The following is a 24,590-nucleotide window of genomic DNA, read 5'->3' as shown; positions in this document are numbered from 1 at the left end:
TTTAGCTATCTTTGACGCCGTCTATCTCTTGCACAAGTCTGGATATTCGCTTCGCTCGCAATGCCGGAGTGGGAGGCGTTCGACGCTGCTAGGCCGACCGCCGCCGCGGTGCCGGCCGTGGCTTCAGCATTGTGTCCGCGGGCGCGAGCAACCGGCCATCTTCGGCGCGCAGCTCCAGCTTGCGCACCGGGCGGCCCTTCGCGCGATCGACCAGGATGGTCGCGATCTCCTCAGGGCGATCGTCGAATTCCTCGCTCCATTGCCGGAGCGCCACCAGGATCGGGAAGACGCCGCGGCCCTTCGGCGTCAGCACATATTCCTGATAGGCGCTGCCGTCGGAGGCGGGGGCGGTTTCCAGGATGCCGTGGTCGACCAGCGCGCGCAGCCGCGCGGACAAGATGTTCTTGGCCATGCCGAGCTTGCTCTGAAACTCGCCGAAGCGGCGCAGGCCGAACAGCGCCTCGCGGACAATCAGCAATGACCACCAGTCGCCGATCGCCTCCAGGGCGCGTGCGATCGGGCAGGCATCGCCCTCAAAGCTGGTTCGTTTCACCATCGTCCCGCTCCTTTCGCGTTCGCACGGTCCAGTCGTTGCTCACGCGCTCGTGTAGTTGCATTATAAAACCATATGGTCTACATCGCAATCAGTTTCATAATGCAACCATTGGAGGCGAGCGTGAGACTGAAAAACAAGACGGCCTTGATCACGGGCGGCAACAGCGGCATTGGCCTTGCAACGGCAAAGCTGTTCGTGGCCGAGGGCGCCAAGGTGATCATCACCGGGCGCAACAAGGAGACGCTGGAGGCGGCCGCGAAGGAACTCGGCCCGAACGCAGTCGCGCTCGCTGCCGATGCCACCGACATCGCCGCGACCGAAGCTGCCATCAAGAAGGGCACCGACAAATTCGGCAGGCTCGACATATTGTTCGCCAATGCCGGCATTCCCGGCAGCACGCCGCTCGGATCTGCGACGCTCGAGGTGTTCCAGAAAGTCATCAGCACCAATCTCACCGGCGTGTTTTTCACGGTGCAATCGGCGCTGCCGTACATCAACGACAACGCCTCGATCATTCTCAACGGTTCGGTGATCTCGGTGCTCGGCATTCCCGGCTACTCCGCCTACGGCGCGGCGAAGGCGGGTGTGCGGGCGATGGCGCGGATCATGGCCTCGGAACTGTCGCCGCGCGGCATTCGCGTCAACGTGGTCGCGCCGGGCGCGATCCGCACGCCGATCTGGGGCGCGGCAATCGCGACGCCCGAAGCGGAGAAAGCGTTCGAGAAGCGCATCGCGCTCTCGACCCCGCTCGGCCGAATGGGTGAACCGGATCACATTTCAAAGACGGTGCTGTTCCTCGCCTCCGATGATGCTGCGCATATTCAGGGACAGGAGATCTTCGTCGACGGTGGCGCGGTGGCCTCGCCGAGCGGTGCGCCGATCTATCGCTGATGATCGAGCCAAGCGATAATCGAACCGGCCGGCGGCCAGTTGCGCCGTCCGGTTCTCACGTCCTGCAGGATGTATTTTCTGACGCTTGCGTGATGCGTTGAACCTTCGCGCCGGCTGCTCAGACTTTGTTTACGGGGAAGGGGTTTTACGGCCCATTTGAGGAACCCGCCATGTCGAAATCAGCACGCATTTTTTCTCCGATTTCAGCACCGCGTGTTTACACCGAACGTTCCGCTGTTCCCGCCAGGCAATCCGACACGGCAGAGTTCATCGGGGTCGCGATTTTCTCCGGCGTCGGCCTGCTCGTGTCGCTCTTTGCCGTGATCCTGGGCGTGCAGGGCGCCTGGTTTTAGCTTCGAAAGGCATCCACCGGTCCATCGGCCGCCGCAGATGTTTGGCGCCTGATGAAGTCGGCGCGGCCTCAGCAGATCGAGGCGGCGCACTCGCATGTCGACAAGCGCAGCGATCCCTAGACCAGAGACACCATTCCACCGCCGTGACGCTCGAGCCTGCCGGCCAGTTCCAGTTCCAGCAGCACCGTCCGCACAACCGCGGGCGAAGCACCGGACATCCGCACGAGATCGTCGATCGTAACAGGGGCAGGGCCGAGCAGGCCGGTGATCTGGTCGCGGTCGTGCCCTTGCGGATCGTTCTCGAACGGATCGCCGTCGGGCTCACTCATCGGACGCATCAGCGGCCGCTCCATGATCGGCTGAACCGCATTGATGATGTCGGTGGCTTCGGTGACGAGCGTCGCGCCCTGCTTGATCAGATCGTTGGTGCCGGCGGCGCGCGGATCGAGCGGCGAGCCGGGGACGGCGAACACTTCGCGGCCCTGTTCGGCGGCCATGCGCGCGGTGATCAGCGAGCCCGAACGGTGCGCGGCCTCCACCACGACCACGCCGAGCGAAGCGCCCGAGATCAGGCGGTTGCGGCGAGGAAAGTCGCGAGCACGCGGCTCGTGGCCGAGCGGCATCTCTGAGATCGCCGCGCCGCTCTGATTGAGGATCGCGGTGAGCAGGCCGTCATGCTCCGGCGGATAGATGCAATCGTGCCCGCCTGCGAGCACGGCGATGGTGCCGCTCTCGACGCTCGCACGATGCGCGGCCTGGTCGACGCCGCGCGCAAGTCCCGAGATGATGATGAAGCCGGCTTCGCCAAGTTCGCGCGCGAGCTGACCGGCGAATTTCAAACCCGCGCCGGAAGCATTGCGCGAGCCGACGATCGCGATCATCGGCCGCATCAAGGTCGCGACGTCGCCGCGCACGGCCAGCAGGGGCGGCGCATCGTCGAGCGTCGCCAGCCGCGCCGGATAGCCGTCCTCGCCGGGCGCGAGCCAGGCGATGCCGAGCTTGTGGCTCGCGGCGAGCTCGGCCTTTGCTTCATCCACGCTGCAGATGCGCCCCGATTTCTGTGCGCCGCCACGGCGCGCCAGATCCGGCAGGCGCTCCAGCGCGGCGCGCGCCGTGCCGAAATGATCGACCAGCGAACGAAACGTGCGCGGCCCGACATTCTCGGAGCGGATCAGCCGCAGGCGGTCGATCCTGTCAGCCTCGCTCACTTTCGCGCTTTTATTGATGGCGTCCACGGCGTCTCCTTGCGAAGGCAGCATGGAACAACCTGAGGGCGTGATCAACAGCCACGTGCGCTTGCGCGACCGCGCCCCGATGCTAAAAGCGATGCCAATAAGAAGGATATCGCCATGATCTCACTTGCCGACCTCCAACGCCGCATTGAAGCGGGCGAGCTTTCGCCCGATGACGCCATTGCCCAGTCGCATGCGGCGATCGAGGCCAGGGAGAAGGACGTCCGTGCCTTCGTCCGCCACGACAAGTCGGCCAAGGCGCAGGCGTCAGGTCCGCTGCGCGGCATCGCCGTCGGCATCAAGGACATCATCGACACCGCCAATATGCCGACCGAGATGGGCTCGGAGATCTATCGCGGCTGGCAGCCGCGCAGCGATGCGCCCGTCGTGATGATGCTGAAGCGGGCCGGGGCCACCATCATCGGCAAGACCACGACGACAGCGTTCGCCTCGCGGGATCCGACGCCGACGCTCAATCCGCACAATCCCGGTCATACGCCGGGCGGCTCGTCGTCGGGCTCGGCGGCCGCCGTCGGTGCCGGCATGATCCCGCTGGCGCTGGGCACGCAGACCGGCGGCTCGGTCATCCGGCCTGCGGCCTATTGCGGGGCTGCCGCCATCAAGCCGTCGTTCCGGATGCTGCCGACGGTCGGCGTGAAGTGTTACTCGTGGGCGCTCGACACGGTCGGCCTGTTCGGATCGCGCGCGGAAGATCTCGCGCGTGGACTTCTGGGAATGACCGGCCGGACGGAATTCGAAAATGTTGCGCCGGCGAAGTCGCCGCGCATCGGCGTGGTCAGGCAGGAATTCGCCGAGGCCGTCGAGCCGGCGGCGGAAGAGGGCCTGCAGGCTGCGATCAAGGCGGCCGAGAAGGCCGGCGCCGGCGTGCGGACGATCGATCTGCCCGAGGCGGTCGCGGAAGCGTGGCGCATTCACCCCATCATCCAGGATTTCGAGGCGCATCGCGCGCTCGCCTGGGAGTTCGACACGCGTCACGACGAGATCGCGCCGATGCTGCGTGCGAGCCTGGACGAAACAGTCGGGCTGACGCCGAAGGAGTACGACGATGCACGCCGCATCGCCCGCCGTGGCCGCCGGGAGCTCGGCGAATTGTTCGAGCATGTCGACGTGCTGCTCACCTATTCGGCGCCGGGCACCGCACCGGCCAAGGAGCTCGCCTCGACCGGCTCGCCCCGCTACAACCGGCTCTGGACGTTGATGGGCAATCCTTGCGTCAACGTACCGGTGATGAAGGTCGGTGGCCTGCCTGTTGGCGTGCAGGTGATCGCGCGCTTCGGCAACGATCCCGGCGCACTCGCTGCGGCGTGGTTCCTGGAGAACGCGCTGGCGAAATCAGGCTAGCGCGGGTTCGGCGACGGGTCGAGCGCGTTGGGCTTCAGTGCCTGTCGCGCCCTGTCGGAGCCAGCGCTCGGCGGCCTGGCGGCCGTTTCGGTGCAGCATGCGAATGAAGCCGCGGCCGAGATCGGTCGATGAACGCTGCGCCAGGCCCTCGATCGAGTCTTCCGCAGCGATCGTCGACAGCCGCAGCGCAGGGGCTGCGTGGGATCGCGCCCATTCGATCGCTGCGATCTCGGCCTTGAGCGCCGCATTGGCGGCGATCTGGTCGAGGCGGCGATCGATCGCGGCGAGCGTAATCGGGACAAAGCCGTCGCGCGTCGGCGTGACTTGAACGAGCAGCAGATCGGCGGTGGTCGATTGCTGCGCCAGCCTGATCAGCGGCGGATTGCCGCCAAAGCCGCCATCCCAATAGGCCTCGCCGTCGATCTCGACGGCGCAGTGAACCAGAGGCGGGCAGGTCGAGGCCAGCGCCACGTCGGCGGTCACGGCGTCATTGCCGAAAATCTGCAGCTCGCCGTCCCGGATCCGCGTCGCCGCGATCAGGAGCTTTGGGCATCGTGCGTCGCGCAAAGCCGCAAAATTGATGTCGCGGGCGAGCGCCTGGCGCAGCGGGTCGAGATCGAACGGATCGAATTGGCCCGAGCGCAGCGTCGGGCCGAACGCGACCGAGCTTCCCGCCGGGGAAAAGCCGCCGATCAGCATCAGCGAGCGGAACGAGGCCTCGTGCATCTGCCGGATCCAGAACCGGTTCAGGCGATTGCGGGCGCCTTCTCGGCCATCCTCGGCAAGGCCGCACGCCAGCAGCAGCGCGTTGATGGCGCCGGCGCTGGCGCCGCTGATCGCGTCGAACTCGATGGATGGTTCTTCGAGGAGCCGCTCCAGCACGCCCCAGGTGAACGCCGCAAAGGTGCCGCCACCCTGGAGCGCCAGCGAGAGTTTTCGCGGCGGCCATTGATCGGCGCGGGTGTGCCTGGGTGAAACGGTCGCAAAGGTCACGCGAGCTTGCGGGACGGGATCGGGTTGCCGCAGTGGAACGGATGCAGGCTCTGGCGCCGGAGGCGGTGAGGGCGCATCGGACCAGATATTGGTCGATGACAGCAGGCGGCTCGCCGCACTGCCCTGCGCGCCACGGTCATCATGCGTGCCGTCAATCTTCTCGCTCATTCTGAGCAACCGCGTAACGCCATTTCCGATGTCAGAATGACAGGCATGGACCACGTTCGCCACTAGCGCCGGCGAGCCGGACGCAAGTTGCGAACAGGATTTGGCATATCATGCGGGCGCGCTGTGGCGGTATCCGTACTTTTTCCGGCTTCTTGTTCTGGCGCGTTTTCTTGAGGCGAACCGGCGGCGTCGCTCGAAAAAGCGACCTAGGCCTTTTCGCCGATCCGGCCTTCTTTTCCCGATTGCAATCGCTTGATGTTCTCGCGATGCATGTAGAACAGCAGCAGCGTCAGCACCGCGAACAGCGAGGCCAGCGCGAGGTGGCCGAACCACCACAGGAACAGTGGCGTGATGAAGGCCGCCACCAGCGCCGAAAGCGAGGAATAGCGGGTGGTGAAGGCGGTCGCCAGCCACAGCAGGCAGAACACGACGGCACCCGGCCAGAACAGGCCGAGCAGGATGCCGATATAGACGGCAACGCCTTTGCCGCCTTTGAACTTGAGCCAGACCGGGAAGAGATGGCCGAGGAAGGCGCCGAGGCCCGCCACCATCGCGGCATTGGGGCCGGCGATGTAGCCGGAGATCACCACCGCCGCGGTGCCCTTGAGCGCGTCGAGAAGCAGGGTGGCCGCAGCGAGCCCCTTGCGGCCCGTGCGCAGCACGTTGGTGGCGCCGATATTGCCGGAGCCGATCGAGCGCAGATCCTGCGTCCCGGCCAGGCGCGTCAGGATCAACCCGAACGGAATCGAGCCGAACAGGTAGCCGATGACGAAGGCCACCGGCAGGAACACATCAAGCCCCATGGCGGTGCCTCCATGGCTGACATAGCCAGCGCCCATCAGACATGCTCGTAAACCGTTCGGCCGCCGACGATGGTCCTGATCGCGCGGCCTGTAAAGCGGGCTTCGTCGAACGGGGTGTTCTTGCAGGGCGATTTGAGGTCGGCGGGGTCGACCACCCAGGGCACGTCGGGGTCGATCACGACGACATCGGCCGGTGCGCCATTGCGCAGGGTTCCGCCCGGCAGGCCAAGCAACTCGGCCGGCCGCGTCGACATCGCGCGGATCAGGGTCTTGAGGTCGAGCTCGTCATTGTGGACCAGTCGCAAGCCCGCCGGCAGCATGGTCTCGAGACCGATGGCGCCGGGCGCCGCTTCCGCGAAGGGCAGGCGCTTGACCTCGACGTCCTGCGGGTTGTGGTCGGACATGATGACGTCGATGAGGCCGGAGGCGACGGCGGCGACCAGCGCGCGGCGGTCGTCCTCGGTGCGCAGCGGCGGCGACAGCTTCAGGAACGAGCGGTAGGGTCCGATGTCGTTCTCGTTCAACGCAAGATGATTGATCGAGGCCGAGGCGGTCACGGCGAGGCCGGCGTCGCGGGCGCGCTTGAGGATCTCGAGCGAGTCGATGCAGGTCAGCGAAGCCGCGTGATAGCGGCCGCCGGTGAGCGCGACGAGGCGCATGTCGCGCTCCAGCATCACGGCTTCCGCCGCGTTCGGGATGCCCATCAGGCCGAGCCGCGAGGCGAACTCGCCCTCGTTCATCACGCCTTCGCCGACAAGATCGGGATCCTCGGTGTAGTGCACGATCAGCGCGTCGAAATCGCGGGCGTAGGTCAGCGCGCGGCGCATCACCTGCGCATTGGTCACGCTTTTGTCGCTGTCGCTGAAGGCGATCGCGCCGGCGGCCTTGAGCAGGCCGAACTCGGTCATCTCCTCGCCGCGCATGCCCTTGGTCAGCGCCGCCATCGGCAGGATGTTGACGATCGCGGTGTCGCGCGCGCGGCGCATCACGAAGTCGACGGTCGCCGAATTGTCGATGACGGGCGACGTATCGGGCTGACAGATGATGGTGGTGATGCCGCCGGTCGCAGCCGCCCGGCTCGCCGAGGCAAAGGTCTCGCGATGGCTGAAGCCGGGCTCGCCGACGAAGGCGCGCATGTCGATCAGGCCGGGCGCCACGATCTTGCCGGAGCAGTTGATGACGTCGGTGCCTTCGGGGACGCCGGCCGCACCGATGCCGCGGCGGGTCTCGCGGATGACACCGTCGGCGATCAGCACGTCGCCGGGACCGTCGAAATCCCTGGACGGATCGACGACGCGGGCGTTGGCGAGCAGGATGGGGCGGCGGTCGGTCAGCATGAGCATCACGCGTTCGGCAGGTTGCGGGCGAGCGCTTCGAGCACGGCCATGCGCACGGCCACGCCCATCTCGACCTGTTCGCGGATCAGCGACTGCGCGCCGTCGGCAACCGCAGTGTCGATCTCTACGCCGCGATTCATGGGACCCGGATGCATCACGAGCGCATCCGGCTTGGCGTAGCCGAGCTTCTTCTGGTCGAGCCCGAAATAGTGGAAGTATTCGGAGGTCGACGGCACGAAGGAGCCGTTCATGCGCTCGCGCTGCAGCCGCAGCATCATGACGATGTCGGCGCCGTTGAGACCTTCGCGCATGTCGCGCGCGACCTCGACCCCCATCCGCTCGATGCCGGGCGGCAGCAGCGTGGAGGGGGCCACGACGCGGACGCGGGCGCCCATGGTGTTGAGCAGGATGATGTTGGAGCGCGCCACGCGCGAATGCAGCACGTCGCCGCAGATCGCGACCACGAGGCCCTCGAGCCGGCCCTTGTTGCGGCGGATGGTGAGCGCGTCGAGCAGCGCCTGGGTCGGATGCTCGTGCGCGCCGTCACCGGCATTGATCACGGAACCGTCAACCTTGCGCGCCAGCAGTTCCACCGCGCCGGAGGCGTGATGGCGCACCACCAGGATATCCGGGTGCATGGCGTTGAGCGTCATCGCGGTGTCGACCAGCGTCTCGCCCTTCTTGATGGACGAGGAGGACACCGACATGTTCATGACGTCGGCGCCGAGGCGTTTGCCGGCGAGCTCGAACGAGGACTGGGTCCTTGTCGAGGCCTCGAAGAAGAGGTTTACCTGCGTCCGTCCACGCAGGACGGTGCGCTTCTTGTCAACCTGGCGGTTGAGCTCGACATATTCTTCGGACAGGTCGAGCAGGCCGGTGATATCGGCCGCGGAAAGGCCCTCGATGCCCAGCAAATGCCGGTGGCCGAGGACAAAGGTCGATTTCGATGTCATTAAAGCGAGAGCTATAGGCGCGGATGGCTGACGGAGCAAGGGCCAAAGCCGGGGCGGGGAGTTATCCCCTGATCTGTCTTAATGCGACGACGCGTCCCTCCGTCTCGAGCTGCTGGCGTTTTTCTTCGTCATGCTCGGGCTTGTCCCGGGCATCCACGTTCTCTATCGCATTTGACGCAAAAAAGGACGCGGATGGCCGGGACGAGCCCGGCCATGACGACGTGGGGGAGCTTCCGTTGAAAGCAGTTCTGAGCGCGCTCTTGGTCACAATGACGATCAGCACCGCCCAAGCCCAATCGCTCCCCGGCGGCTTCGTCTATTTGCGTGATATCGATCCCACCATCATCCAGGACATCCGCTACGCCACGCCGAACAACTTCGTCGGCCGTCCGCTCGCCGGCTACGGTGCCGGGGAGTGCGTGGTGAAGCGCGACGTCGGCCTGCGGCTGAAGGCGGTTCAGCAGGATCTTGCCGCTCAGAACCTGTCGCTGAAAATGTTCGATTGCTACCGGCCGGCGCGCGCCTCGCTCGACATGGTGAGATGGTCACAGAATGGCCACGAGACCGCGGCCGACCGGCGCTACAATCCGCACATCGCCAAGTCCGAGCTGTTTCGGCTTGGCTATATCGCGAGCCGTTCCCAACATTCGACCGGTGCGGCGCTGGATCTCACTCTGGTGGATCTCAAGGCCGACAATTCCGCCAGGATTGATCCCGCAAAGTCTTACGCCGATTGCACGGCGCCGGTCGCGGCGCGGCTGCCGGAAGGCAGCGTGGATATGGGCACCGGTTATGATTGCACGGATGCCATGGGACATACCGCGGCACCGTCGATCACGCCGGAGCAGCGCGCCTGGCGCAGGCGGCTGGTGGCTGCGATGGCGAAGCAAGGCTTTGTGAACTATTCGAAGGAGTGGTGGCATTTTTCCCTGCCGGGGGCCGGCGGGGCGGCCTATGATTTCCCGATCCAGCCGCGAACAAGGTAGAGTTGATTGAAGCGGAAGCAGCCGCGAGTCGGGTTACCTCTCCCAAGGGGAGAGGTCGGCGCGAAGCGCCGGGTGAGGGGATCAGGTCCCTCGGTGGAGCGTAAGCCCTCACCCGCGCCTCCGGCGCGACCTCTCCCGTCGGGAGAGGTGGCACCCCCCGTGTCGGGACAGATTTGATCGGAAGCACCATGACCCAGCCCAGCTTCGCAACTCACGAGGTATTCAATCAGTCGCCGCCTTTCGAGGAGGTCGACCTGTTTGCCGTAGACCGACCGCTGGTCGAGGCCGTGAGGGCCAATGGCGGCGCGGCGGCGGAGCGGGAGCTGACGGAGTTCGGGAAGCATTGGGGCTCGGCGGCGATGGCGGATCGCGGTCGCCTCGCCAACGAGAACACGCCGAAGCTGCGCAGCTTCGACGCCAAGGGCAACCGCCGCGATCAGGTCGAGTTTCACCCCTGCTATCACGAGCTGATGGCGCATAGTGCGCGTGCCGGCTTGCACAATTCGACCTGGACCGCGGATGGCAAGCCCGCGGGCGATGCGGCCGAGGTCATTCGTGCCGCAAAATTCTACATGGCTGCGCAAGTCGAGACCGGCCATCTCTGCCCGATCACGATGACGCGGGCCTCGGTCGCCGCATTGGCGATGCAGCCGGACCTGCTCGCGCGCGTGATGCCGGTGCTGTCGACCAGGAGCTACGATCCCAGCTTCACGCCGTGGTGGGACAAGCGCGGCATGACGCTCGGCATGGGCATGACCGAGAAGCAGGGCGGTACCGACGTGCGCGCCAACATGACGCGCGCGGTACCCGACGGGAATGCCTACCGCATCACCGGCCACAAATGGTTCATGTCGGCGCCGATGTGCGACGCGTTCCTCGTGCTGGCGCAGGCCGAGAGCGGGCTGACCTGCTTTTTCATGCCGCGCTTTGCGCCGGACGGATCGGTCAACGCACTTCATTTCCAGCGGCTGAAGGACAAGCTCGGCAACCGGTCGAATGCATCCTCGGAGGTGGAGTTCGTCGGCGCCTATGCCGAACGCGTCGGCGAGGAGGGCAAGGGCATCCGCACCATCATCCAGATGGTGCAGCTGACGCGGCAGGACTGCGCGATCGCTTCGGTCGGCCTGATGCGCTCGGGGCTCGCGCATGCGCTGCATCACGCCCGTCATCGCAGCGTGTTCCAGAAGCATCTGGCCGATCAGCCCCTGATGCAGGCGGTGCTGTCCGACATGGCGCTGCATGTGGAGGCGAGCACCGCGCTGGCGATGCGGCTCTGCCGCGCCTTCGACCGCACGCCGCACGATCCGGCCGAGGCGGCCTATATGCGACTGCTGACGCCGGCGATCAAATACTGGACCTGCAAAAGCGCGCCGCCGCTCCTCTACGAAGCCATGGAGTGCCTCGGCGGCAACGGCTATGTCGAGGACGGCATTTTGGCGCGCCATTACCGGGAATCGCCTGTCAACGCGATTTGGGAAGGCTCCGGCAACGTGATGTGCCTCGACGTGCTGCGCGCGCTGTCGCGCGAGCCGGAGGCGGCGATGGCCGTGCTGCAAGGTCTTGCTGCCGAGACAAAGGGATTGGCTGGGGCAAGCGAGGCGGTTGCCTTCATCGGCAAGACCTTCCGCCGCGCCGATGGCGAGCGTGTCGCGCGGCTCGCGGTCGAGAAATTGGCGCTGCTGGCCGCCGCGGCCGCGTTCAATGGCGTGTCGCCTCCGAACGCCGAACTTTTCGCCGCCACGCGCCTTGCCACCAATCACGCCAGCATGTACGGCGCGGTCGAACTCGAGGGCGGCGACGTCCGTGCGCTGCTGGAGCGGGCGCTGCCGTGATCGGAGCACGATCTCTCCACAACGTCATGCCCGGGCTTGACCCGGGCATCCACGCTTGCTTGAGCGCGCCGAAATACGTGGATGGCCGGGACAAGCCCGGCCATGACAAGGAGGCGAGCGTGTCCCAACCCATGAAAGCCCTCTGATGGACTCCCTCAATCCCGACCATCCGCCGCTCATCGAGACGCCGGTGCCGCCGCGCGTCTGGAAGTTCTGGGGCACGGCGCTGTGGGGCTTGCTCATCTTCGTGGCGATGTTCGTCGGCCAGGTCGGGGCGATCCTGCTGTTGATCATGATGCGCGGGCTTCCGCTCGACATGGCCTCGATCCAGTCGGTCGGCCGCGAGCCGCAGGCGTTGGCGCTGTCGGTGATCACAGGATTGCCTGCGACGCTCGCGGCCGTATGGCTCGCCATCCGCATCAAGAAAGCATCCTTCGTCGACTATCTCGCACTGCGCTGGCCGACCTGGCGGCAGTTCCTGCTTGGCGCCGCCGGTCTCATTCTGGTCGTGCTGGCCTGGGAGGTGGCATCGCGTTCGCTCGGCCGCGAGGCGACGCCGGGCTTCATGGCAGACCTGTTGAAGTCCGGCCGCGACAAGGGCGCGGCGATGCTACTGCTGTTCGCCTTCAGCGTGGCTGCGCCGATGTCGGAAGAGGTGCTCGCGCGCGGCTTCCTGTTTCGCGGCTGGTCGGCGAGCTTCCTGCGCGTGCCCGGAGCCATCATCCTGTCGTCACTGGTGTGGACGGCGGTGCATCTGCAATACGATCTGTACTTCCTCGCCGAGGTCTTCTCGATCGGCCTGTGGTTCGGCTACATGCGCTATCGCGCGGGCTCGCTCTGGCTCACCATCCTGCTGCATGCGCTGAACAACATGACAGCGGTGGTGCTGACGATGTGGCTGGGGGGCTAGCCCGGCCGTCGCTCCACGCTCGGTCATTGCGAGCGTAGCGAAGCAATCAGGGCTGCTGCCGCGGAAAGACTCTGGATTGATTCGCTACGCTCGCAATGACGCAGGTGAGAGCAGTGCGTTCTCAACGACGAGCTCACGCCACCAGCGCGATCGCGATCGGCATCGTGATCGCTGCCAAAATCGTCTGCAGCGTGATGATCTGCGCCAGCAATGGCGCATCGCCGCCCATCTGGCGGGCCAGCACATAGGCGCTCGGCGAGGTCGGCACCGCCGCGCAGATCGCGACGATCGCGAGGTTGGTCCCCGTCAGCCCGAACCAGACGGCGAGTGAAAGCGCAAGCACGGGCATCAAGACCAGCTTGAACACCACGCCAATGGTTGCGCCGACGCGCGGGCGGAGCAGGCCCTTGAGCTGGAGACCGGCACCGGTGACGAGCAGGCCGATCGCGAGCGAGGAGCGGCCGAGCGCGTCGGCGACCTCGTGCCAGATCTTTGGCATCGGCAGGTGGACGACATTGATGACGAGGCCGATGACGCAGGCCCAGATCAGGGGGTTGCGGATCACGGTCATGACGATCGCGCGCGCGGATTGCTTCTCGGGCGATGCGTAATGCGCGAGCACGGCGACGCTGAACACGTTCACCAACGGAATGATCGCGACCATCGCGACCGAGGCCAGCGCCAGCCCGACCTCGCCGTACAGATTGGCGGAGACCGACAACGCCACATAGGTCTGCCAGCGCGTCGCGCCCTGGAAGATCGAGGTGAAGGCAGGACCGTCGATATCGAGGCGCGCCAGGGCCGGGCGCAGCGCGAGGCAGAGCAGCGACATCGCGAGCGCCGACAGCAGCAGCGCGCCGCCGACGCCGGCGACCGGCACTTTCGAGAGATCAGCCTTCACCAGCGTCTGGATCAAGAGCATCGGAAACAGCACGAAATAGGTCAGCCGTTCCAGCCCGTGCCATTGCGTGTCGAGCCGCATCAGGCTGTGCCGGAGCACCACGCCGAGCACGATGAGGATGAAGACCGGCAGCAGCGCCGCGATCACGACGGCCATGCGCCTAGTCTTTTTTCAGCACGAAGTCGGCTCCGCGCGTCCCAAAGCGGGGACCCTCGGGCGTGATCGTGTGCTTGGGGTCCATCCAGTCGCCGGAGATCTCGTTGTCGGCACTGAAGCGCGCAACGTAGAGCCCGTGGAGAACGGCATCATCGCCTTTCACATATTCGGTCTCGGTCCATTTGATCAGAGCTCCCTCGAGCATCCCTCTTACTTTTGTCGTCGTGTCGAAGGTCGGCCACTCCATCATGCCGGTGAATTCACTGCCCGAGACCGCATCGATGGTCAGCCTGAAGGCAAAGCTGTCGTTGATGTCGTGCGAATATTGATTGAACGTGCCGGACCAGGTGCCCTTGAGGTCCGAAGCGACATGATCTTCCATGGCGAATGCCCCCTGGACGGCGAGGAGCGCAAGAAGGAAGGCGCCGATCGATAGTCTTGTTCTTGTCGACAGTGCCATCAGTCGGTTCCGATCAGCCTTGTCGCAGATTGGCGAGCCGGTCGAGCGCGCCTTGCAGGATGAAGATGGCGGCGTGCTCGTCGATCACCTCAGCGCGCTTGGCGCGGCTGACATCCATGCCGATCAGCTCGCGCTCGACCGCCGCGGTCGAGAGGCGCTCGTCCCAGAGGCCGATCGGGAGCGGGGTCAAATTGGCCAGATTGCGGGCGAAGGCGCGGGTCGATTGCGCGCGCGGCCCCTCGCTGCCGTCCATGTTGATGGGCAGGCCGAGCACGAAGCCGACGATTTTGCGTTCTGCCACGATCGCAAGGAGGCGGGCGGCGTCCTGCTTGAACTGCTTACGCTGGATGGTCTCGACGCCGGTCGCCAGCCGCCGGTCGGGATTGGAGACCGCTACGCCGATGGTCTTGGTGCCCAAATCAAGGCCGATCAACCCGCCGCGTTCGGGCCAGTGGGTTGCAGCATCGACGAGGGGCAGGATAAGAGCCGGCATGCACTAGCGCATATCACGCGCCGCGCCGGGGAGTGAACCCTGAACGATGGATACCCTGACTCTATTCGGCCTGTTTGCCGTCACCGCGATGCTGGTCTGCTATGCGATGGAGGACCGCAGCCACTGGTTCGTGCTGCTGTTCGCCGCCTCCTGCGCGCTCGGCTCGGCCTACGGCTTCCTGCAGGGGGCCTGGCCGTTCGGTCTCGTCGAGGCGATCTGGGCCATCGTCGCGCTGCGCCGCTGGTGGATCAGGCCGCGATGATGTCGTCGTCCCGGGTCAGGCAGGAGAGGAATCCCTGCAGCGCGCTGGTTTGATGGCCCGCGCGGCGCTGGATGAACAGCGTCTCGACGCGCCCATGCGACGGGCTCAGCGCGTGCATGGTCACGCTGCCGTTCATCGCACTGCGCTCGACCACGGCGCGCGGCAGCAGCGTGACGCCCATGTCGGCGGCGACGCAGCCGATCATGCCGTCGAGCGTGCCGAGTTCGAAGCGCGTTGCCGACGGCCAGCCGAACTCGACAAAGATCTGTTCGAGCCGCTGCCGATAGGTGCAGCCGGTGCGGAACACCAGCGCCGTCGGGCCTGACTCGGGCGTGCCGGCGCGCAGCTCCGCAAGCGAGGACCAGCGCCGCGCGCTGACAAGCACCAGCTCCTCGCGAAAGGCACTCGTCGCGGCGAGGTCGTCGTGCGCGATGGGCCCCGCGACGAACGCTCCATCCAGCGCGCCCTCTAGCACGCCGGCGACGAGATCGGCGGTCGGCGAGGTGCGCAGGCTCAGCCGCACGGCCGGGAAGCGGTGGTGGAAATCGGCGAGCAGCGTCGGCAGCCGCACCGCCGCCGTCGTCTCCATCGAGCCGATCGAAAGCGGCCCCTTAGGCTCGCCATCGTCGCGCGCGGCGAGCACCGCTTCGCGCGACAGCGCGGCCATCCGTTGCGCATAGGGCAGAAGACGCTTGCCGGCGCCGGTCAGCGCCATGCCGCGGCTGTGACGCTCGAACAGCGGCGTGCCGATCTCGGCCTCCAGGGCCTTGATGCGCTGGGTGACGTTCGACTGGACTGTATTGAGCTCTTCGGCGGCGCGGGTAATGCCGCCGGTGCGTGCGACCGCGGCGAAAGTCTGGATGTCGCTCAGTTCCATGGCGTCGTTTCGCTTTTGTGATGGCAGCGTTCGCAAGAAATCATTTTTCGAGAATGCTAGTTGCGCCTAATGTTCCTGTCCAGAGTGGGAGAGGAGCCAATGCCGATTGCGACGCCGCTGACGGAGCTTCTCGGGATCAGGCATCCGATCCTGTCGGCGCCGATGGACACGATCGCGGGCAGCCGGCTGACCCGCGCCGTCAGCGAAGCCGGCGGCTTTGGGATCCTCGGCGGTGGCTATGGCGACCGCGCCCGACTTCAGGCCGAGGCCGCGGAGCTCAAGGGTTTTGCGCCGTTCGGGATCGGCTTCATCACCTGGAGTCTGGCGAAACAGCCCGAGCTTCTCGACATTGCGCTCGATGCGCGCCCGCAGGCGGTCATGCTGTCGTTCGGCGATCCCGCGCCATTCGCGCCGCGCATCAGGGCGAGCAGTGCGCGCTTGATCTGTCAGGTGCAGAGCGAGGATATGGCGAAACAGGCTCTTGATGCGGGCGCGGAGATCTTGATCGCGCAAGGGACGGAGGCAGGGGGCCACGGCGCTTCGCGCACCACCGTCGATATTGTGCCGGCCATTGTTGATCTTGCAGCCGGGCGTGTGCCTGTCGTCGCGGCCGGCGGGATCGCTGACGGTCGTGGTCTGGCGGCCATGATGATGCTTGGCGCATCCGGCGTGCTGGTCGGGACGCGGTTCTATGCGAGCGTCGAGGCCAATGGCGCGGAAGAGGCGAAGCAGCGCATTCGCGCGGCCGACGGCAACGGCACTGTGCGCGGTGTCGTCTCAGACTGGTCGCGAAGACTATTCTGGCCGGCTCCGTTCACTGCACGGACGTTGGTCAACACCCATATCAAGACCTGGACGGGCCGCGAGATCGAACTGATGCAGCGCGCGGACGAGATTGCCGAGGAATACGCTGCGGCAAAAATGGAGGGCGATTTCGAAATCGCTGCTGTCTTTGCGGGCGAGGCAGTCGGTCTGATCCATGATATTCCACCGGCGGCCGAGATCGTCGAACGGATTGCGACCGAGGCCGAGCAGTTGCTGGCCGGCCGGCGCAATTCGGTTGTCGCGGCGCAGAATTCTTCACCCCCTCCAGGGGAGGGTAAGGAAAACGAGAGAGAACAACCATGTGGCCTGACACTCGACTGATCGATCTGTTCAAGACCGAATTTCCGATCGTGCTGGCGCCGATGGCCGGCGTGATGGATGCCGAGCTTGTCATCGCGGCCGCCCAAGGCGGCGCGCTCGGATCGCTGCCATGTGCGATGCTGTCAGGGGACAAGATCCGCGAGCAGGTCGGGATCATCCGCCAGCGCGTATCGGCGCCGGTCAATCTGAACTTCTTCTGCCACACGCCGGTCGAACTCACCGCCGCCGCCGAAGCGCGCTGGAAGCTGTGCCTCGCGGGCTATTACGCCGAACATGGCCTCGATCCGGCTGTGCCGGTCAACGCTGCCAACCGGGCGCCGTTCGATGCGGCGACCTGCGCGGTGGTGGAGGAGTTGAAGCCCGAGGTCGTGAGCTTCCATTTCGGTCTGCCGGACAAGGCTCTGCTTGATCGCATCAGGGCGGCTGGCTGTATCGTGATCGCGTCGGCAACGACGGTGAAGGAGGCGGTCTGGCTCGACCAGCGCGGCGTCGATGCCGTGATTGCGCAGGGCGCGGAGGCGGGCGGCCATCGCGGCATGTTCCTGACCGAGAAGATCGCCGAGCAGCCGGGCTTGTTCGCGCTGCTGCCGCAGATCGTCGATGCGGTGAAGGTGCCGGTGATTGCGGCCGGTGGCATTGCCGACGGCCGCGGCATCGCGGCGGCGTTTGCGCTCGGCGCATCAGGCGTGCAGATCGGCAGCGCCTATCTGCGTTGTCCGGAATCCACGCACACCGCCGCCGGACGGGCCGCGCTTGCGGACGCGCGGGACGATTCCACCGTGATCACCAATGTCATGACCGGACGGCCGGCGCGGGGCGTCCAGAACCGTTTGATCCGCGAGGTTGGTCCGATCTCGGCCGATGCCCCGCCATTTCCCCATGCCGCAACGGCGCTGGCGCCGCTGAAGGCAGCCGCCGAGAAGCAGGGCAAGGTGGACTTCACCAATCTCTGGGCAGGGCAGGCGATTGGGATGGGCAGGGCGCTTCCGGCTGCCGAATTGACCCGGGATCTCGCCAAATCGGCCCTGGCCCGCCTGCGCCAGATGGCGGGGTAGGTTGCGGCGCAAAACCGGCCTCTGCTATACGGCAATAGGTTTTGCCGTGAGAGGCCTTATATAATGTCCGTCGACGCCGCTACCGTCCGCCGCATCGCGCATCTGGCGCGCATTGCGGTTTCCGAGGACGAGGTTCCGCATCTTCAGGGCGAGCTCAATGCCATGCTCGCCTTTGTCGAGCAGCTCTCGGAGGTCAATGTCGAGGGCGTGGAGCCGATGACCTCGGTCACACCCATGCAGATGAAGAAGCGGCAGGACGTGGTCAATGACGGCGAGATCGCCGACGATATCGTTGCCAACGCGCCCGCGACCGAAGGTCACTTCTTTCTGGTGCCAAAGGTTGTTGAATAGGTTTTAGGACCAAGTCCGATGTGCATGCTTTGCGACGATGAGAAGGCCTACCAGGCCTACATGAACTACCTCGACAAGATGGAGCGGCAGGGCAAGGCTGCCGATCCCAATGTCGCCGTCAATGCCGTGCTCGACGAGCTCCAGGCCGCCGCGAATGCGGCCGCCAAGAAAAACGTCACGCAAGACGACCCGGCCAACGACAAGACCTTGTCTCCGTTCTTCTGCAGCCCGATCAATAAATGACCGATTTGACATCGCTGACGCTCGCCGAGGCCCGCAAGGGTCTCGCCGACAAGACTTTCACGTCACTCGAGCTGACCGACGCGCATCTGAGCGCGATCGAGAAGGCGCGCGTGCTCAATGCCTTCGTGCTGGAGACGCCCGAGCAGGCGCGCAGCATGGCGCGCGAGGCCGATGCAAGGATCGCCAGGGGTGAGGTGGGGCCGCTCGCCGGCATCCCGCTCGGCATCAAGGATCTGTTCGCGACCAAGGGCGTCCGCACCACCGCGTGCTCGAAGATCCTCGGCAATTTCGTGCCGACCTATGAGTCCACCGTCACCTCGCAGCTGTGGCGCGACGGCGCGGTGATGCTCGGCAAGCTCAACAACGACGAGTTCGCGATGGGCTCGGCCAACGAGACCTCGTGCTTCGGTCCCGTCGGCAATCCCTGGCGGCGCGAGGGAAGCAACACGACGCTGGTGCCGGGCGGCTCGTCCGGCGGCTCGGCTTCGGCCGTCGCCGCGCTGCTCTGCATGGGCGCGACCGCGACCGACACCGGCGGCTCGATCCGTCAGCCCGCGGCATTCACCGCGACCGTCGGCATCAAGCCGACCTATGGCCGCTGCTCGCGCTGGGGCATCGTCGCCTTTGCCTCGTCGCTCGATCAGGCAGGTCCGATCGCGCGCACGACACGCGATGCGGCGATGCTGCTGCGTTCGATGGCCGGCCACGATCCGAAGGACACCACCTCGGTCGACATCGCCGTGCCTGACTACGAGGCGGCGATCGGCAAGTCGGTCAAGGGCATGAAGATCGGCATTCCCAAGGAATATCGTCTCGACGGCATGCCGGCCGAGATCGAGAAGCTTTGGGAAGCGGGCGCGGCCTGGCTGAAGGCGGCCGGCGCCGAGCTGGTCGAAGTGTCGCTGCCGCACACGAAGTACGCGCTGCCCGCCTATTACATCGTGGCGCCGGCGGAGGCCTCGTCCAACCTCGCGCGCTACGACGGCGTTCGCTATGGCCTGCGCGAGCCGGGCAGGAACATCATCGAGCAGTATGAAAACACCCGCGCCGAAGGTTTTGGCGCGGAGGTGCGCCGCCGCGTCATGATCGGCACCTACGTGCTCTCGGCCGGCTATTATGACGCTTACTATCTGCGCGCCCAGAAGGTGCGGACGCTGATCAAGAAGGACTTTGAGGATTGCTTCGCCAAGGGCGTCAACGCGATCCTCACGCCGGCGACGCCGTCGGCGGCCTTCGGTATCGGCGAGAAGGGCGGCGCCGACCCCGTCGAGATGTATCTCAACGACATTTTTACGGTGACCGTGAACATGGCCGGTCTGCCGGGTATCGCCGTGCCATCAGGCAAGGATGCGCAGGGTCTGCCGCTTGGCCTGCAACTGATCGGCCGTCCGTTCGAGGAGGAGACGCTGTTCTCGCTCGGCGAGGTGATCGAGCAGGCCGCCGGCCGCTTCACGCCCGCGAGGTGGTGGTGAATGTCGCTGATTTCATCGCGAGCCTGGGCGGCGCGGCGCCCGCGCCGCAGCTGAGCGCGCCGCTCGCCGGTCTCTGGTGGGCCGCGCGAGGCGATTGGGACCAGGCGCACAAGATCGTTCAGGACGACAAGGGCCGCGACGCCGCCTGGGTGCATGCGTACCTGCACCGCGTCGAAGGCGATCTCGGCAATGCCGGCTACTGGTATCGCCAGGCCGGCCAGCCAGCGGCAAAGGATTCATTGGAGGCGGAGTGGGAGCGGATCGCTGCCGCGCTGCTCGGGAGCACGACATGAGCACGGCCACGCACAAACTTCTCAAAGGCGCCACCGGTGACTGGGAGATGGTCATCGGCATGGAGATCCATGCCCAGGTGACGTCGAACTCGAAACTGTTCTCGGGTGCATCGACCGCGTTCGGTGGCGAGCCGAACAGCCATGTGTCGCTGGTCGACGCGGCGATGCCGGGCATGCTGCCTGTCATCAACGAGGAATGCGTCAGGCAGGCCGTCCGGACCGGGCTCGGTCTCAACGCAAAGATCAATCTGCGTTCGGTATTCGACCGGAAAAACTATTTCTATCCGGATCTGCCGCAGGGCTACCAGATCAGCCAGTACAAATCGCCCGTTGTGGGCGAGGGCGAGGTGGTGGTCGAGCTCGATGGCGGCCGCAGCGTCTCCATCGGCATCGAGCGCCTGCATCTCGAACAGGACGCCGGCAAATTGCTGCACGACCGGTCGCCGACGATGACCAATGTCGATCTCAACCGCTCCGGCGTGGCGCTGATGGAGATCGTGTCAAAACCCGACATCCGCGACGCGGAGCAGGCCAAGGCCTACGTGACAAAGCTGCGTTCGATCCTGCGCTATCTCGGCACCTGCGACGGCGACATGGAGAAGGGAAGCTTGCGCGCCGACGTCAACGTCTCCGTACGGAAGCCGGGCGCGCCGCTCGGCACCCGCTGCGAGATCAAGAACATGAACTCGATCAATTTCATCGGGCAGGCGATCGAGTACGAAGCGCGCCGCCAGATCGAAATCCTCGAGGACGGCGGGGCAATCGACCAGGAGACGCGGCTCTACGATCCCAGCAAGGGCGAGACGCGCTCGATGCGCTCGAAGGAAGAGGCGCACGACTACCGCTACTTCCCCGATCCGGATTTGCTGCCGCTCGAGTTCACTCAGGCTTTCGTCGACGAGCTGAAAGCGAAGCTGCCCGAGCTGCCGGACCAGAAGAAGGCGCGCTTTGTCGCAGACTTCGGCCTGTCGGCTTACGATGCCAGCGTGCTGGTCGCCGAGCGCGAGAGCGCCGTGTTCTACGAGACCGTGCTCGACAGGCTCGCCAACCGCGCCCGAGACGGCAAGATGGCGGCGAACTGGGTGATCAACGAGCTGTTTGGCCGTCTCAACAAGGAGGGCCGGGATATTACGGGCTCTCCCGTGACGTCCGGGCAGCTTGCCGCCATCATCGACCTGATCGGCGAGGGCACGATATCAGGCAAGATCGCCAAGGATCTGTTCGAGATCGTCTGGCAGGAGGGCGGCGACCCCCGCGCGCTGGTCGAAAGCCGCGGCATGAAGCAGGTGACGGATCTTTCGGCGATCGAGAAGGTTGTCGACGACATCATCGCGGCCAACCCAGACAAGGCTGCGCAGGTGAAGGACAAGCCGCAGTCGCTCGGCTGGTTCGTCGGCCAGGTGATGAAGTCGTCGGGCGGCAAGGCGAACCCGCAGGCGGTCAACGAGCTGCTCAAGTCCAAGCTCGGCATCTGACGTCGCGCGTTCGGACGAGGTGACGACGCGCTTCGTCGCCTTGCGACGCGACGCTCTCACGCGTCGTCGACAGCAACCGACATCCCGTCCGAGTGCGATGTCGCGACCGAATCGCAGTCCGCGCGATTCGCGCAAAACGGCGTCTTGCACACGCTCTGACGAGCGCTTCCGCCGTTAAGCATGAAAATAATTTCGTTGCCAAAATTCGCGACTCAGAGTCCGCGACAAGCCTTCACGAGGCGATCGCACGCTTCGCGGCGCGCTTCACCGCGTCGATCGCGCCTGATGTGCGCGCACAGAATAATACTTGCTGCATAGTGTTTTCTTGCAATCCCTGCGCTTGTCGATGTCGATGTTGCGCGAAGCATTTGCAATCGCGAGCGCGCGTCGCTGCTCGCAGGCAAATCAAGCGCGGCTGGCGCACGCGCGCTGCGTCGTCAACACTTCCTTAAGTGAGAAGATGTTTTTTTCGTCGTGTTGGTGTATTCGGGGTGAGTGCATTCGATCCCCGAATGCGCGCAGCGATTAAAGCCATCTCACACATCGGAGGGCAACATGGCCAAGAAAGCGAAGAAGGCGAAGAAGGCGAAGAGCGCAGTGAAGAAGACTGCGAAGAAGACCCGCAAGGTCGCGAAGAAGAAGAAGTAACTTCGACTTCTGAAGTTGCCGGCTCCTAAGCGCCGGCACGTCATCAGCCCCTCCCAGAGGTTCTGGTCGACGATAGAGGGTGTCGGCGAGACATCAGGTCAACGGTCGGATCGTCAGCTTTCTTCGAGCTTGCTCGTCAAAGTCCGGTCCGGCAGAAGAAACAGGTTTTCTTCGTTCGGTGCGGTTCTCCTTCAAAAGGGCTCCGCAATTCCACGAGCGGCCTTCGGGCCATCACGGAATCTGGTCCTGACGTGTTCGCCGACGCCCTCGTTCCCTGAGGCCGGGGTATTGCCGGCATCCCCTTTTCTCCGACATTGCTGAACTGACCGCGAGAGCGTCGCATCGTGCTGCCGTGAGGCAGGCGAGGGTTGCGGCGAGCTCTCGTTGCCTTAACGAGCCGCTGGCCCGGCGCTCAGCCCGCCGTCGACGATGCGGCGGTTCCAGCGCGGTCCCGCCCAGACATTCCAAACGCAGCACGCGTGCCACCGTGCGCGATGGTTATCGATGTCCGAAAACCGCAGGGTAAACCGAATCTGACGAATCAGAGAAGTGCCTGCAAATCAGGGGTTTTTCGAATCGCCGGCGCGCGCGGCGCGCGCCCTCGTTTACGTCTGCTTCATCGCGATACTTAAACTGCCATTCAAATTTGCCCGCCATCATCCCCTCCAACAAGCCGGCGAACGGCACTGGGCAAGAAGACTCGGGATGAGTTGAACAATGCGCGGTCCAGAAGGATCACGCAGATCAGAGTTGGACGGGAGCCGCGCTCGGGGGATTCGAGGCGGCATAAGAAAAAAGGGGATGCGTTATGTTTCAGGGTACTTTCGATCTCGATGCGGCGACGCCGATCGATGCAACCGCGCTGTCGGACGTTCTGTTCGAGCGCGGCATCTATTGGGCGAGCGGCCGTTCCGGCCTGGTCGACCTCGTCGCCGCGCACAAATGGTTCAACCTCGCCGCTCTGAAGGGCCGCAAGGACGCCATCGCGCTGCGGCAGGAAGTGGCCGGTCAGATGTCGGAGGCCGAGATCTCGGCCGCGCAGCGCGAGGCGAGGGCCTGGGTTTCCGCGCATTGAGCAGACACTTGCATCCGGCCCCGTGTTGCCACGGGGCGGTTCAATTGCGCTGAACCGAGTTCCCGCATCGTGCCGCTGCATAGACTCGCGCGGCGTGAACGACTCCAGCAAGGCGCAGTCGCGGCAAAGGTGATGGCTGCCGATTCAGAGTCGCGCCCGACGATTGCGATCTGGAACTCGGACGGCTGCACAAGACCGGCATTCTGCCGCTCAACTCTCAATGCAGACGCAACGCTCGTGTCTGGATCCACGTCTGGGCGGGCGAGGCGCTGCTGATATCGCCGTCCCACCGGCGAATCTGGCGATCCCGCACAAGCTGGTGCGCACACACATATATAGAGAGGCAGCGAATCGGCCGAGCTCAGCCGGCGCGAATCCTTGCGCTGTCGCAGCTGCGCGGCGATCGCTTTCCAATGTGGAAATGCACAGACCTTGATTCTGCGGCTGGGTGGCGGAGAGAGAGGGATTCGAACCCTCGATACAGCTTGAGACCGTATGACGCTTTAGCAAAGCGTTGCCTTCAGCCACTCGGCCACCTCTCCGGTGCGAGCCTTATGCATCTAATTGGTTGGGCGGGTCAATTTGGAAGCGTGTGTTTTCGCTCAAATATTCCCAACGAATTCCGCGGCTCTGCGCGTCAATCAACGCGGTTTGCAGTCGCGCCGGTAAACATCGCGCGGGAACCGCCGACACGCCGTCAGCGCGCGTGGCTCAGAGACGGGCAGGGGGCAAGGGGGGAATCATCTCTTGTGGCCTCAAATATCTGAATTTGTTGGCCGTTTCCCCAGTGCTCGGACTCGTGGGACAGGATCGCCCGCTCGCTGCGGGGTAAGGAGCGGTCGGGAGGGGGTCCGTCGTCTGGATGTCGCGATCTCCAGATGATTGCCGCCTCGTAGCCGGCTGCGCCGCCGATGCTTTATACGTCCAGCTGAAGATCGCCCCGCGTTACGGGCCCGGCCTAGATCCCCCTTGAGTCTCCGAGTTGATTCCAAGATTTGAGCGCCCCAAACCCTGGTGCTGTGTGTAAGTCTGCCCGCGCGCCGTCTGACCGGGAACCTTGACGGCAAATGGAACTGCAGTAAAAAATATAATAAAAACAATATGTTGCGAGCGTCGCTCGATCACATCTGCGTGTTATTTGTGCAACACTCTCCGGGAAACACGTTTCGCAGGCCCGTTTTGGAGCGTTCTTTTGTTGTGTGTGCAGGAACGTTCGGTAATTGTGATCGGGCGACGGAGGGGGGCATCCCAAGGTCGTCCCGTTTAGGTCTTTCGCTTAAGTCCCTCGCGTTCATGCGGGTGTGTCC

25 protein-coding genes and 1 tRNA gene are annotated in these 24,590 nt (G+C 64.9%); 15 read left to right on the top strand and 11 right to left on the bottom strand.

The window, feature by feature from the left end; all coding sequences use genetic code 11:
- Positions 1 to 88: 88 nt before the first annotated feature.
- Positions 89 to 556, bottom strand: a complete 468-nt coding sequence (locus JQ621_RS16650) for a winged helix-turn-helix transcriptional regulator (RefSeq protein ID WP_212235772.1) — start codon at positions 554 to 556, stop codon at positions 89 to 91.
- A 120-nt stretch (positions 557 to 676) separates the two neighbouring features.
- On the opposite strand from JQ621_RS16650, the gene JQ621_RS16645 reads away from it, so the two are divergent.
- Positions 677 to 1,447 (top strand): glucose 1-dehydrogenase, encoded by a 771-nt coding sequence (locus tag JQ621_RS16645; protein ID WP_212235771.1) that lies wholly within the window; start codon positions 677 to 679, stop codon positions 1,445 to 1,447.
- A 170-nt stretch (positions 1,448 to 1,617) separates the two neighbouring features.
- Positions 1,618 to 1,800: a hypothetical protein gene (locus JQ621_RS16640; RefSeq protein ID WP_212235770.1), complete on the top strand. Its 183-nt coding sequence runs from the start codon at positions 1,618 to 1,620 to the stop codon at positions 1,798 to 1,800.
- A gap of 116 nt (positions 1,801 to 1,916) precedes the next feature.
- Here JQ621_RS16640 and dprA read toward each other — a convergent pair whose 3' ends face one another.
- Complete coding sequence (gene dprA, locus JQ621_RS16635; RefSeq protein WP_212235769.1) at positions 1,917 to 3,059, bottom strand: DNA-processing protein DprA; 1,143 nt, start codon at positions 3,057 to 3,059, stop codon at positions 1,917 to 1,919.
- 90 nt (positions 3,060 to 3,149) lie between these two features.
- Between dprA and JQ621_RS16630 the strand changes: the two genes are divergently transcribed.
- Positions 3,150 to 4,394, top strand: a complete 1,245-nt coding sequence (locus JQ621_RS16630) for an amidase (RefSeq protein ID WP_212235768.1) — start codon at positions 3,150 to 3,152, stop codon at positions 4,392 to 4,394.
- Here the strand turns inward: JQ621_RS16630 and JQ621_RS16625 are convergent.
- From JQ621_RS16625 to JQ621_RS16610, 4 genes are all read right to left on the bottom strand, one after another.
- Positions 4,386 to 5,555: a patatin-like phospholipase family protein gene (locus tag JQ621_RS16625; protein ID WP_212235767.1), complete on the bottom strand. Its 1,170-nt coding sequence runs from the start codon at positions 5,553 to 5,555 to the stop codon at positions 4,386 to 4,388. The genes JQ621_RS16630 and JQ621_RS16625 overlap by 9 nt on opposite strands.
- Before the next feature lie 206 nt (positions 5,556 to 5,761).
- Entirely contained in the window at positions 5,762 to 6,358 is a 597-nt protein-coding gene (gene plsY / locus JQ621_RS16620) for a glycerol-3-phosphate 1-O-acyltransferase PlsY (protein ID WP_212236020.1), read from the bottom strand.
- Between the two features lie 35 nt (positions 6,359 to 6,393).
- Entirely contained in the window at positions 6,394 to 7,695 is a 1,302-nt protein-coding gene (locus JQ621_RS16615) for a dihydroorotase (RefSeq protein WP_212236019.1), read from the bottom strand.
- 5 nt (positions 7,696 to 7,700) lie between these two features.
- Positions 7,701 to 8,648: an aspartate carbamoyltransferase catalytic subunit gene (locus JQ621_RS16610; RefSeq protein WP_212235766.1), complete on the bottom strand. Its 948-nt coding sequence runs from the start codon at positions 8,646 to 8,648 to the stop codon at positions 7,701 to 7,703.
- A 269-nt stretch (positions 8,649 to 8,917) separates the two neighbouring features.
- Between JQ621_RS16610 and JQ621_RS16605 the strand changes: the two genes are divergently transcribed.
- The 3 genes from JQ621_RS16605 to JQ621_RS16595 all read left to right on the top strand — a co-directional run bounded on the left by JQ621_RS16605 (position 8,918) and on the right by JQ621_RS16595 (position 12,376).
- Positions 8,918 to 9,634, top strand: coding sequence for a M15 family metallopeptidase (locus tag JQ621_RS16605; RefSeq protein ID WP_212236018.1), 717 nt, complete (start codon positions 8,918 to 8,920; stop codon positions 9,632 to 9,634).
- A gap of 188 nt (positions 9,635 to 9,822) precedes the next feature.
- Complete coding sequence (locus tag JQ621_RS16600) at positions 9,823 to 11,466, top strand: acyl-CoA dehydrogenase family protein (protein WP_212235765.1); 1,644 nt, start codon at positions 9,823 to 9,825, stop codon at positions 11,464 to 11,466.
- Positions 11,467 to 11,611: 145 nt separating this feature from the next.
- Entirely contained in the window at positions 11,612 to 12,376 is a 765-nt protein-coding gene (locus JQ621_RS16595) for a CPBP family intramembrane glutamic endopeptidase (protein WP_212235764.1), read from the top strand.
- A 133-nt stretch (positions 12,377 to 12,509) separates the two neighbouring features.
- On the opposite strand, the gene JQ621_RS16590 is transcribed toward JQ621_RS16595, so the two are convergent.
- Genes JQ621_RS16590 through ruvX form a run of 3 tightly spaced genes read right to left on the bottom strand, consistent with a single transcriptional unit; the run spans position 12,510 to position 14,386 of the window.
- Positions 12,510 to 13,433: an AEC family transporter gene (locus JQ621_RS16590; protein WP_212235763.1), complete on the bottom strand. Its 924-nt coding sequence runs from the start codon at positions 13,431 to 13,433 to the stop codon at positions 12,510 to 12,512.
- Between the two features lie 4 nt (positions 13,434 to 13,437).
- Positions 13,438 to 13,893: a hypothetical protein gene (locus tag JQ621_RS16585; protein ID WP_212235762.1), complete on the bottom strand. Its 456-nt coding sequence runs from the start codon at positions 13,891 to 13,893 to the stop codon at positions 13,438 to 13,440.
- Positions 13,894 to 13,906: 13 nt separating this feature from the next.
- On the bottom strand, positions 13,907 to 14,386 hold the full coding sequence (ruvX, locus tag JQ621_RS16580) for a Holliday junction resolvase RuvX (RefSeq protein WP_212235761.1): 480 nt from the start codon (positions 14,384 to 14,386) through the stop codon (positions 13,907 to 13,909).
- A gap of 46 nt (positions 14,387 to 14,432) precedes the next feature.
- Here ruvX and JQ621_RS16575 point away from each other — a divergent pair, with 46 nt between their 5' ends.
- Positions 14,433 to 14,648, top strand: coding sequence for a hypothetical protein (locus JQ621_RS16575; RefSeq protein WP_212235760.1), 216 nt, complete (start codon positions 14,433 to 14,435; stop codon positions 14,646 to 14,648).
- On the opposite strand, the gene JQ621_RS16570 is transcribed toward JQ621_RS16575, so the two are convergent.
- Complete coding sequence (locus JQ621_RS16570) at positions 14,635 to 15,525, bottom strand: LysR family transcriptional regulator (protein ID WP_212235759.1); 891 nt, start codon at positions 15,523 to 15,525, stop codon at positions 14,635 to 14,637. The two genes, JQ621_RS16575 and JQ621_RS16570, sit on opposite strands and share 14 nt — an antisense overlap.
- Before the next feature lie 99 nt (positions 15,526 to 15,624).
- Between JQ621_RS16570 and JQ621_RS16565 the strand changes: the two genes are divergently transcribed.
- The 8 genes from JQ621_RS16565 to JQ621_RS16530 all read left to right on the top strand — a co-directional run bounded on the left by JQ621_RS16565 (position 15,625) and on the right by JQ621_RS16530 (position 23,283).
- On the top strand, positions 15,625 to 16,671 hold the full coding sequence (locus JQ621_RS16565) for an NAD(P)H-dependent flavin oxidoreductase (RefSeq protein ID WP_212235758.1): 1,047 nt from the start codon (positions 15,625 to 15,627) through the stop codon (positions 16,669 to 16,671).
- Positions 16,650 to 17,726, top strand: a complete 1,077-nt coding sequence (locus JQ621_RS16560) for an NAD(P)H-dependent flavin oxidoreductase (RefSeq protein ID WP_212235757.1) — start codon at positions 16,650 to 16,652, stop codon at positions 17,724 to 17,726. The genes JQ621_RS16565 and JQ621_RS16560 overlap by 22 nt, the downstream gene beginning before the upstream one ends.
- A gap of 63 nt (positions 17,727 to 17,789) precedes the next feature.
- The gene (gatC, locus tag JQ621_RS16555) at positions 17,790 to 18,077 is read left to right on the top strand and encodes an Asp-tRNA(Asn)/Glu-tRNA(Gln) amidotransferase subunit GatC (protein WP_008548395.1); all 288 of its coding nucleotides are present in this window, start codon (positions 17,790 to 17,792) and stop codon (positions 18,075 to 18,077) included.
- Between the two features lie 18 nt (positions 18,078 to 18,095).
- The gene (locus JQ621_RS16550) at positions 18,096 to 18,320 is read left to right on the top strand and encodes a hypothetical protein (protein ID WP_212235756.1); all 225 of its coding nucleotides are present in this window, start codon (positions 18,096 to 18,098) and stop codon (positions 18,318 to 18,320) included.
- Positions 18,317 to 19,792 carry an Asp-tRNA(Asn)/Glu-tRNA(Gln) amidotransferase subunit GatA gene (gene gatA, locus JQ621_RS16545; RefSeq protein WP_212235755.1) on the top strand — a complete coding sequence of 492 codons (1,476 nt, stop codon included), beginning with the start codon at positions 18,317 to 18,319 and terminating at the stop codon, positions 19,790 to 19,792. The genes JQ621_RS16550 and gatA overlap by 4 nt, the downstream gene beginning before the upstream one ends.
- Positions 19,783 to 20,085, top strand: coding sequence for a hypothetical protein (locus tag JQ621_RS16540; RefSeq protein WP_212235754.1), 303 nt, complete (start codon positions 19,783 to 19,785; stop codon positions 20,083 to 20,085). The genes gatA and JQ621_RS16540 overlap by 10 nt, the downstream gene beginning before the upstream one ends.
- A complete protein-coding gene (gene gatB / locus JQ621_RS16535; protein WP_212235753.1) occupies positions 20,082 to 21,560 on the top strand; it encodes an Asp-tRNA(Asn)/Glu-tRNA(Gln) amidotransferase subunit GatB in 1,479 nt (492 codons plus the stop codon). Before JQ621_RS16540 ends, gatB begins: the two co-directional genes overlap by 4 nt.
- 1,456 nt (positions 21,561 to 23,016) lie before the next feature.
- Positions 23,017 to 23,283 (top strand): hypothetical protein, encoded by a 267-nt coding sequence (locus JQ621_RS16530; RefSeq protein WP_212235752.1) that lies wholly within the window; start codon positions 23,017 to 23,019, stop codon positions 23,281 to 23,283.
- A 449-nt stretch (positions 23,284 to 23,732) separates the two neighbouring features.
- On the opposite strand, the gene JQ621_RS16525 is transcribed toward JQ621_RS16530, so the two are convergent.
- Positions 23,733 to 23,825, bottom strand: a tRNA-Ser gene (locus JQ621_RS16525).
- Positions 23,826 to 24,590 lie beyond the last annotated feature (765 nt).

Origin of the sequence: Bradyrhizobium manausense (assembly GCF_018129685.1) — a bacterium.
Taxonomy (GTDB): domain Bacteria; phylum Pseudomonadota; class Alphaproteobacteria; order Rhizobiales; family Xanthobacteraceae; genus Bradyrhizobium; species Bradyrhizobium manausense_D.
This window is presented reverse-complemented; position numbering and strand designations above follow the sequence as displayed.

Coding starts and splice junctions, on each gene's coding strand:
- JQ621_RS16650 (WP_212235772.1), bottom strand. CDS start 556: ATGGTGAAACGAACCAGCTTTGAGGGCGATGCCTGCCCGATCGCACGC.
- JQ621_RS16640 (WP_212235770.1), top strand. CDS start 1,618: ATGTCGAAATCAGCACGCATTTTTTCTCCGATTTCAGCACCGCGTGTT.
- dprA (WP_212235769.1), bottom strand. CDS start 3,059: ATGCTGCCTTCGCAAGGAGACGCCGTGGACGCCATCAATAAAAGCGCG.
- JQ621_RS16630 (WP_212235768.1), top strand. CDS start 3,150: ATGATCTCACTTGCCGACCTCCAACGCCGCATTGAAGCGGGCGAGCTT.
- JQ621_RS16625 (WP_212235767.1), bottom strand. CDS start 5,555: ATGAGCGAGAAGATTGACGGCACGCATGATGACCGTGGCGCGCAGGGC.
- plsY (WP_212236020.1), bottom strand. CDS start 6,358: ATGGGGCTTGATGTGTTCCTGCCGGTGGCCTTCGTCATCGGCTACCTG.
- JQ621_RS16615 (WP_212236019.1), bottom strand. CDS start 7,695: ATGCTGACCGACCGCCGCCCCATCCTGCTCGCCAACGCCCGCGTCGTC.
- JQ621_RS16610 (WP_212235766.1), bottom strand. CDS start 8,648: ATGACATCGAAATCGACCTTTGTCCTCGGCCACCGGCATTTGCTGGGC.
- JQ621_RS16605 (WP_212236018.1), top strand. CDS start 8,918: ATGACGATCAGCACCGCCCAAGCCCAATCGCTCCCCGGCGGCTTCGTC.
- JQ621_RS16600 (WP_212235765.1), top strand. CDS start 9,823: ATGACCCAGCCCAGCTTCGCAACTCACGAGGTATTCAATCAGTCGCCG.
- JQ621_RS16595 (WP_212235764.1), top strand. CDS start 11,612: ATGGACTCCCTCAATCCCGACCATCCGCCGCTCATCGAGACGCCGGTG.
- JQ621_RS16590 (WP_212235763.1), bottom strand. CDS start 13,433: ATGGCCGTCGTGATCGCGGCGCTGCTGCCGGTCTTCATCCTCATCGTG.
- JQ621_RS16585 (WP_212235762.1), bottom strand. CDS start 13,893: ATGGCACTGTCGACAAGAACAAGACTATCGATCGGCGCCTTCCTTCTT.
- ruvX (WP_212235761.1), bottom strand. CDS start 14,386: ATGCCGGCTCTTATCCTGCCCCTCGTCGATGCTGCAACCCACTGGCCC.
- JQ621_RS16575 (WP_212235760.1), top strand. CDS start 14,433: ATGGATACCCTGACTCTATTCGGCCTGTTTGCCGTCACCGCGATGCTG.
- JQ621_RS16570 (WP_212235759.1), bottom strand. CDS start 15,525: ATGGAACTGAGCGACATCCAGACTTTCGCCGCGGTCGCACGCACCGGC.
- JQ621_RS16565 (WP_212235758.1), top strand. CDS start 15,625: ATGCCGATTGCGACGCCGCTGACGGAGCTTCTCGGGATCAGGCATCCG.
- JQ621_RS16560 (WP_212235757.1), top strand. CDS start 16,650: ATGTGGCCTGACACTCGACTGATCGATCTGTTCAAGACCGAATTTCCG.
- gatC (WP_008548395.1), top strand. CDS start 17,790: ATGTCCGTCGACGCCGCTACCGTCCGCCGCATCGCGCATCTGGCGCGC.
- JQ621_RS16550 (WP_212235756.1), top strand. CDS start 18,096: ATGTGCATGCTTTGCGACGATGAGAAGGCCTACCAGGCCTACATGAAC.
- gatA (WP_212235755.1), top strand. CDS start 18,317: ATGACCGATTTGACATCGCTGACGCTCGCCGAGGCCCGCAAGGGTCTC.
- gatB (WP_212235753.1), top strand. CDS start 20,082: ATGAGCACGGCCACGCACAAACTTCTCAAAGGCGCCACCGGTGACTGG.
- JQ621_RS16530 (WP_212235752.1), top strand. CDS start 23,017: ATGTTTCAGGGTACTTTCGATCTCGATGCGGCGACGCCGATCGATGCA.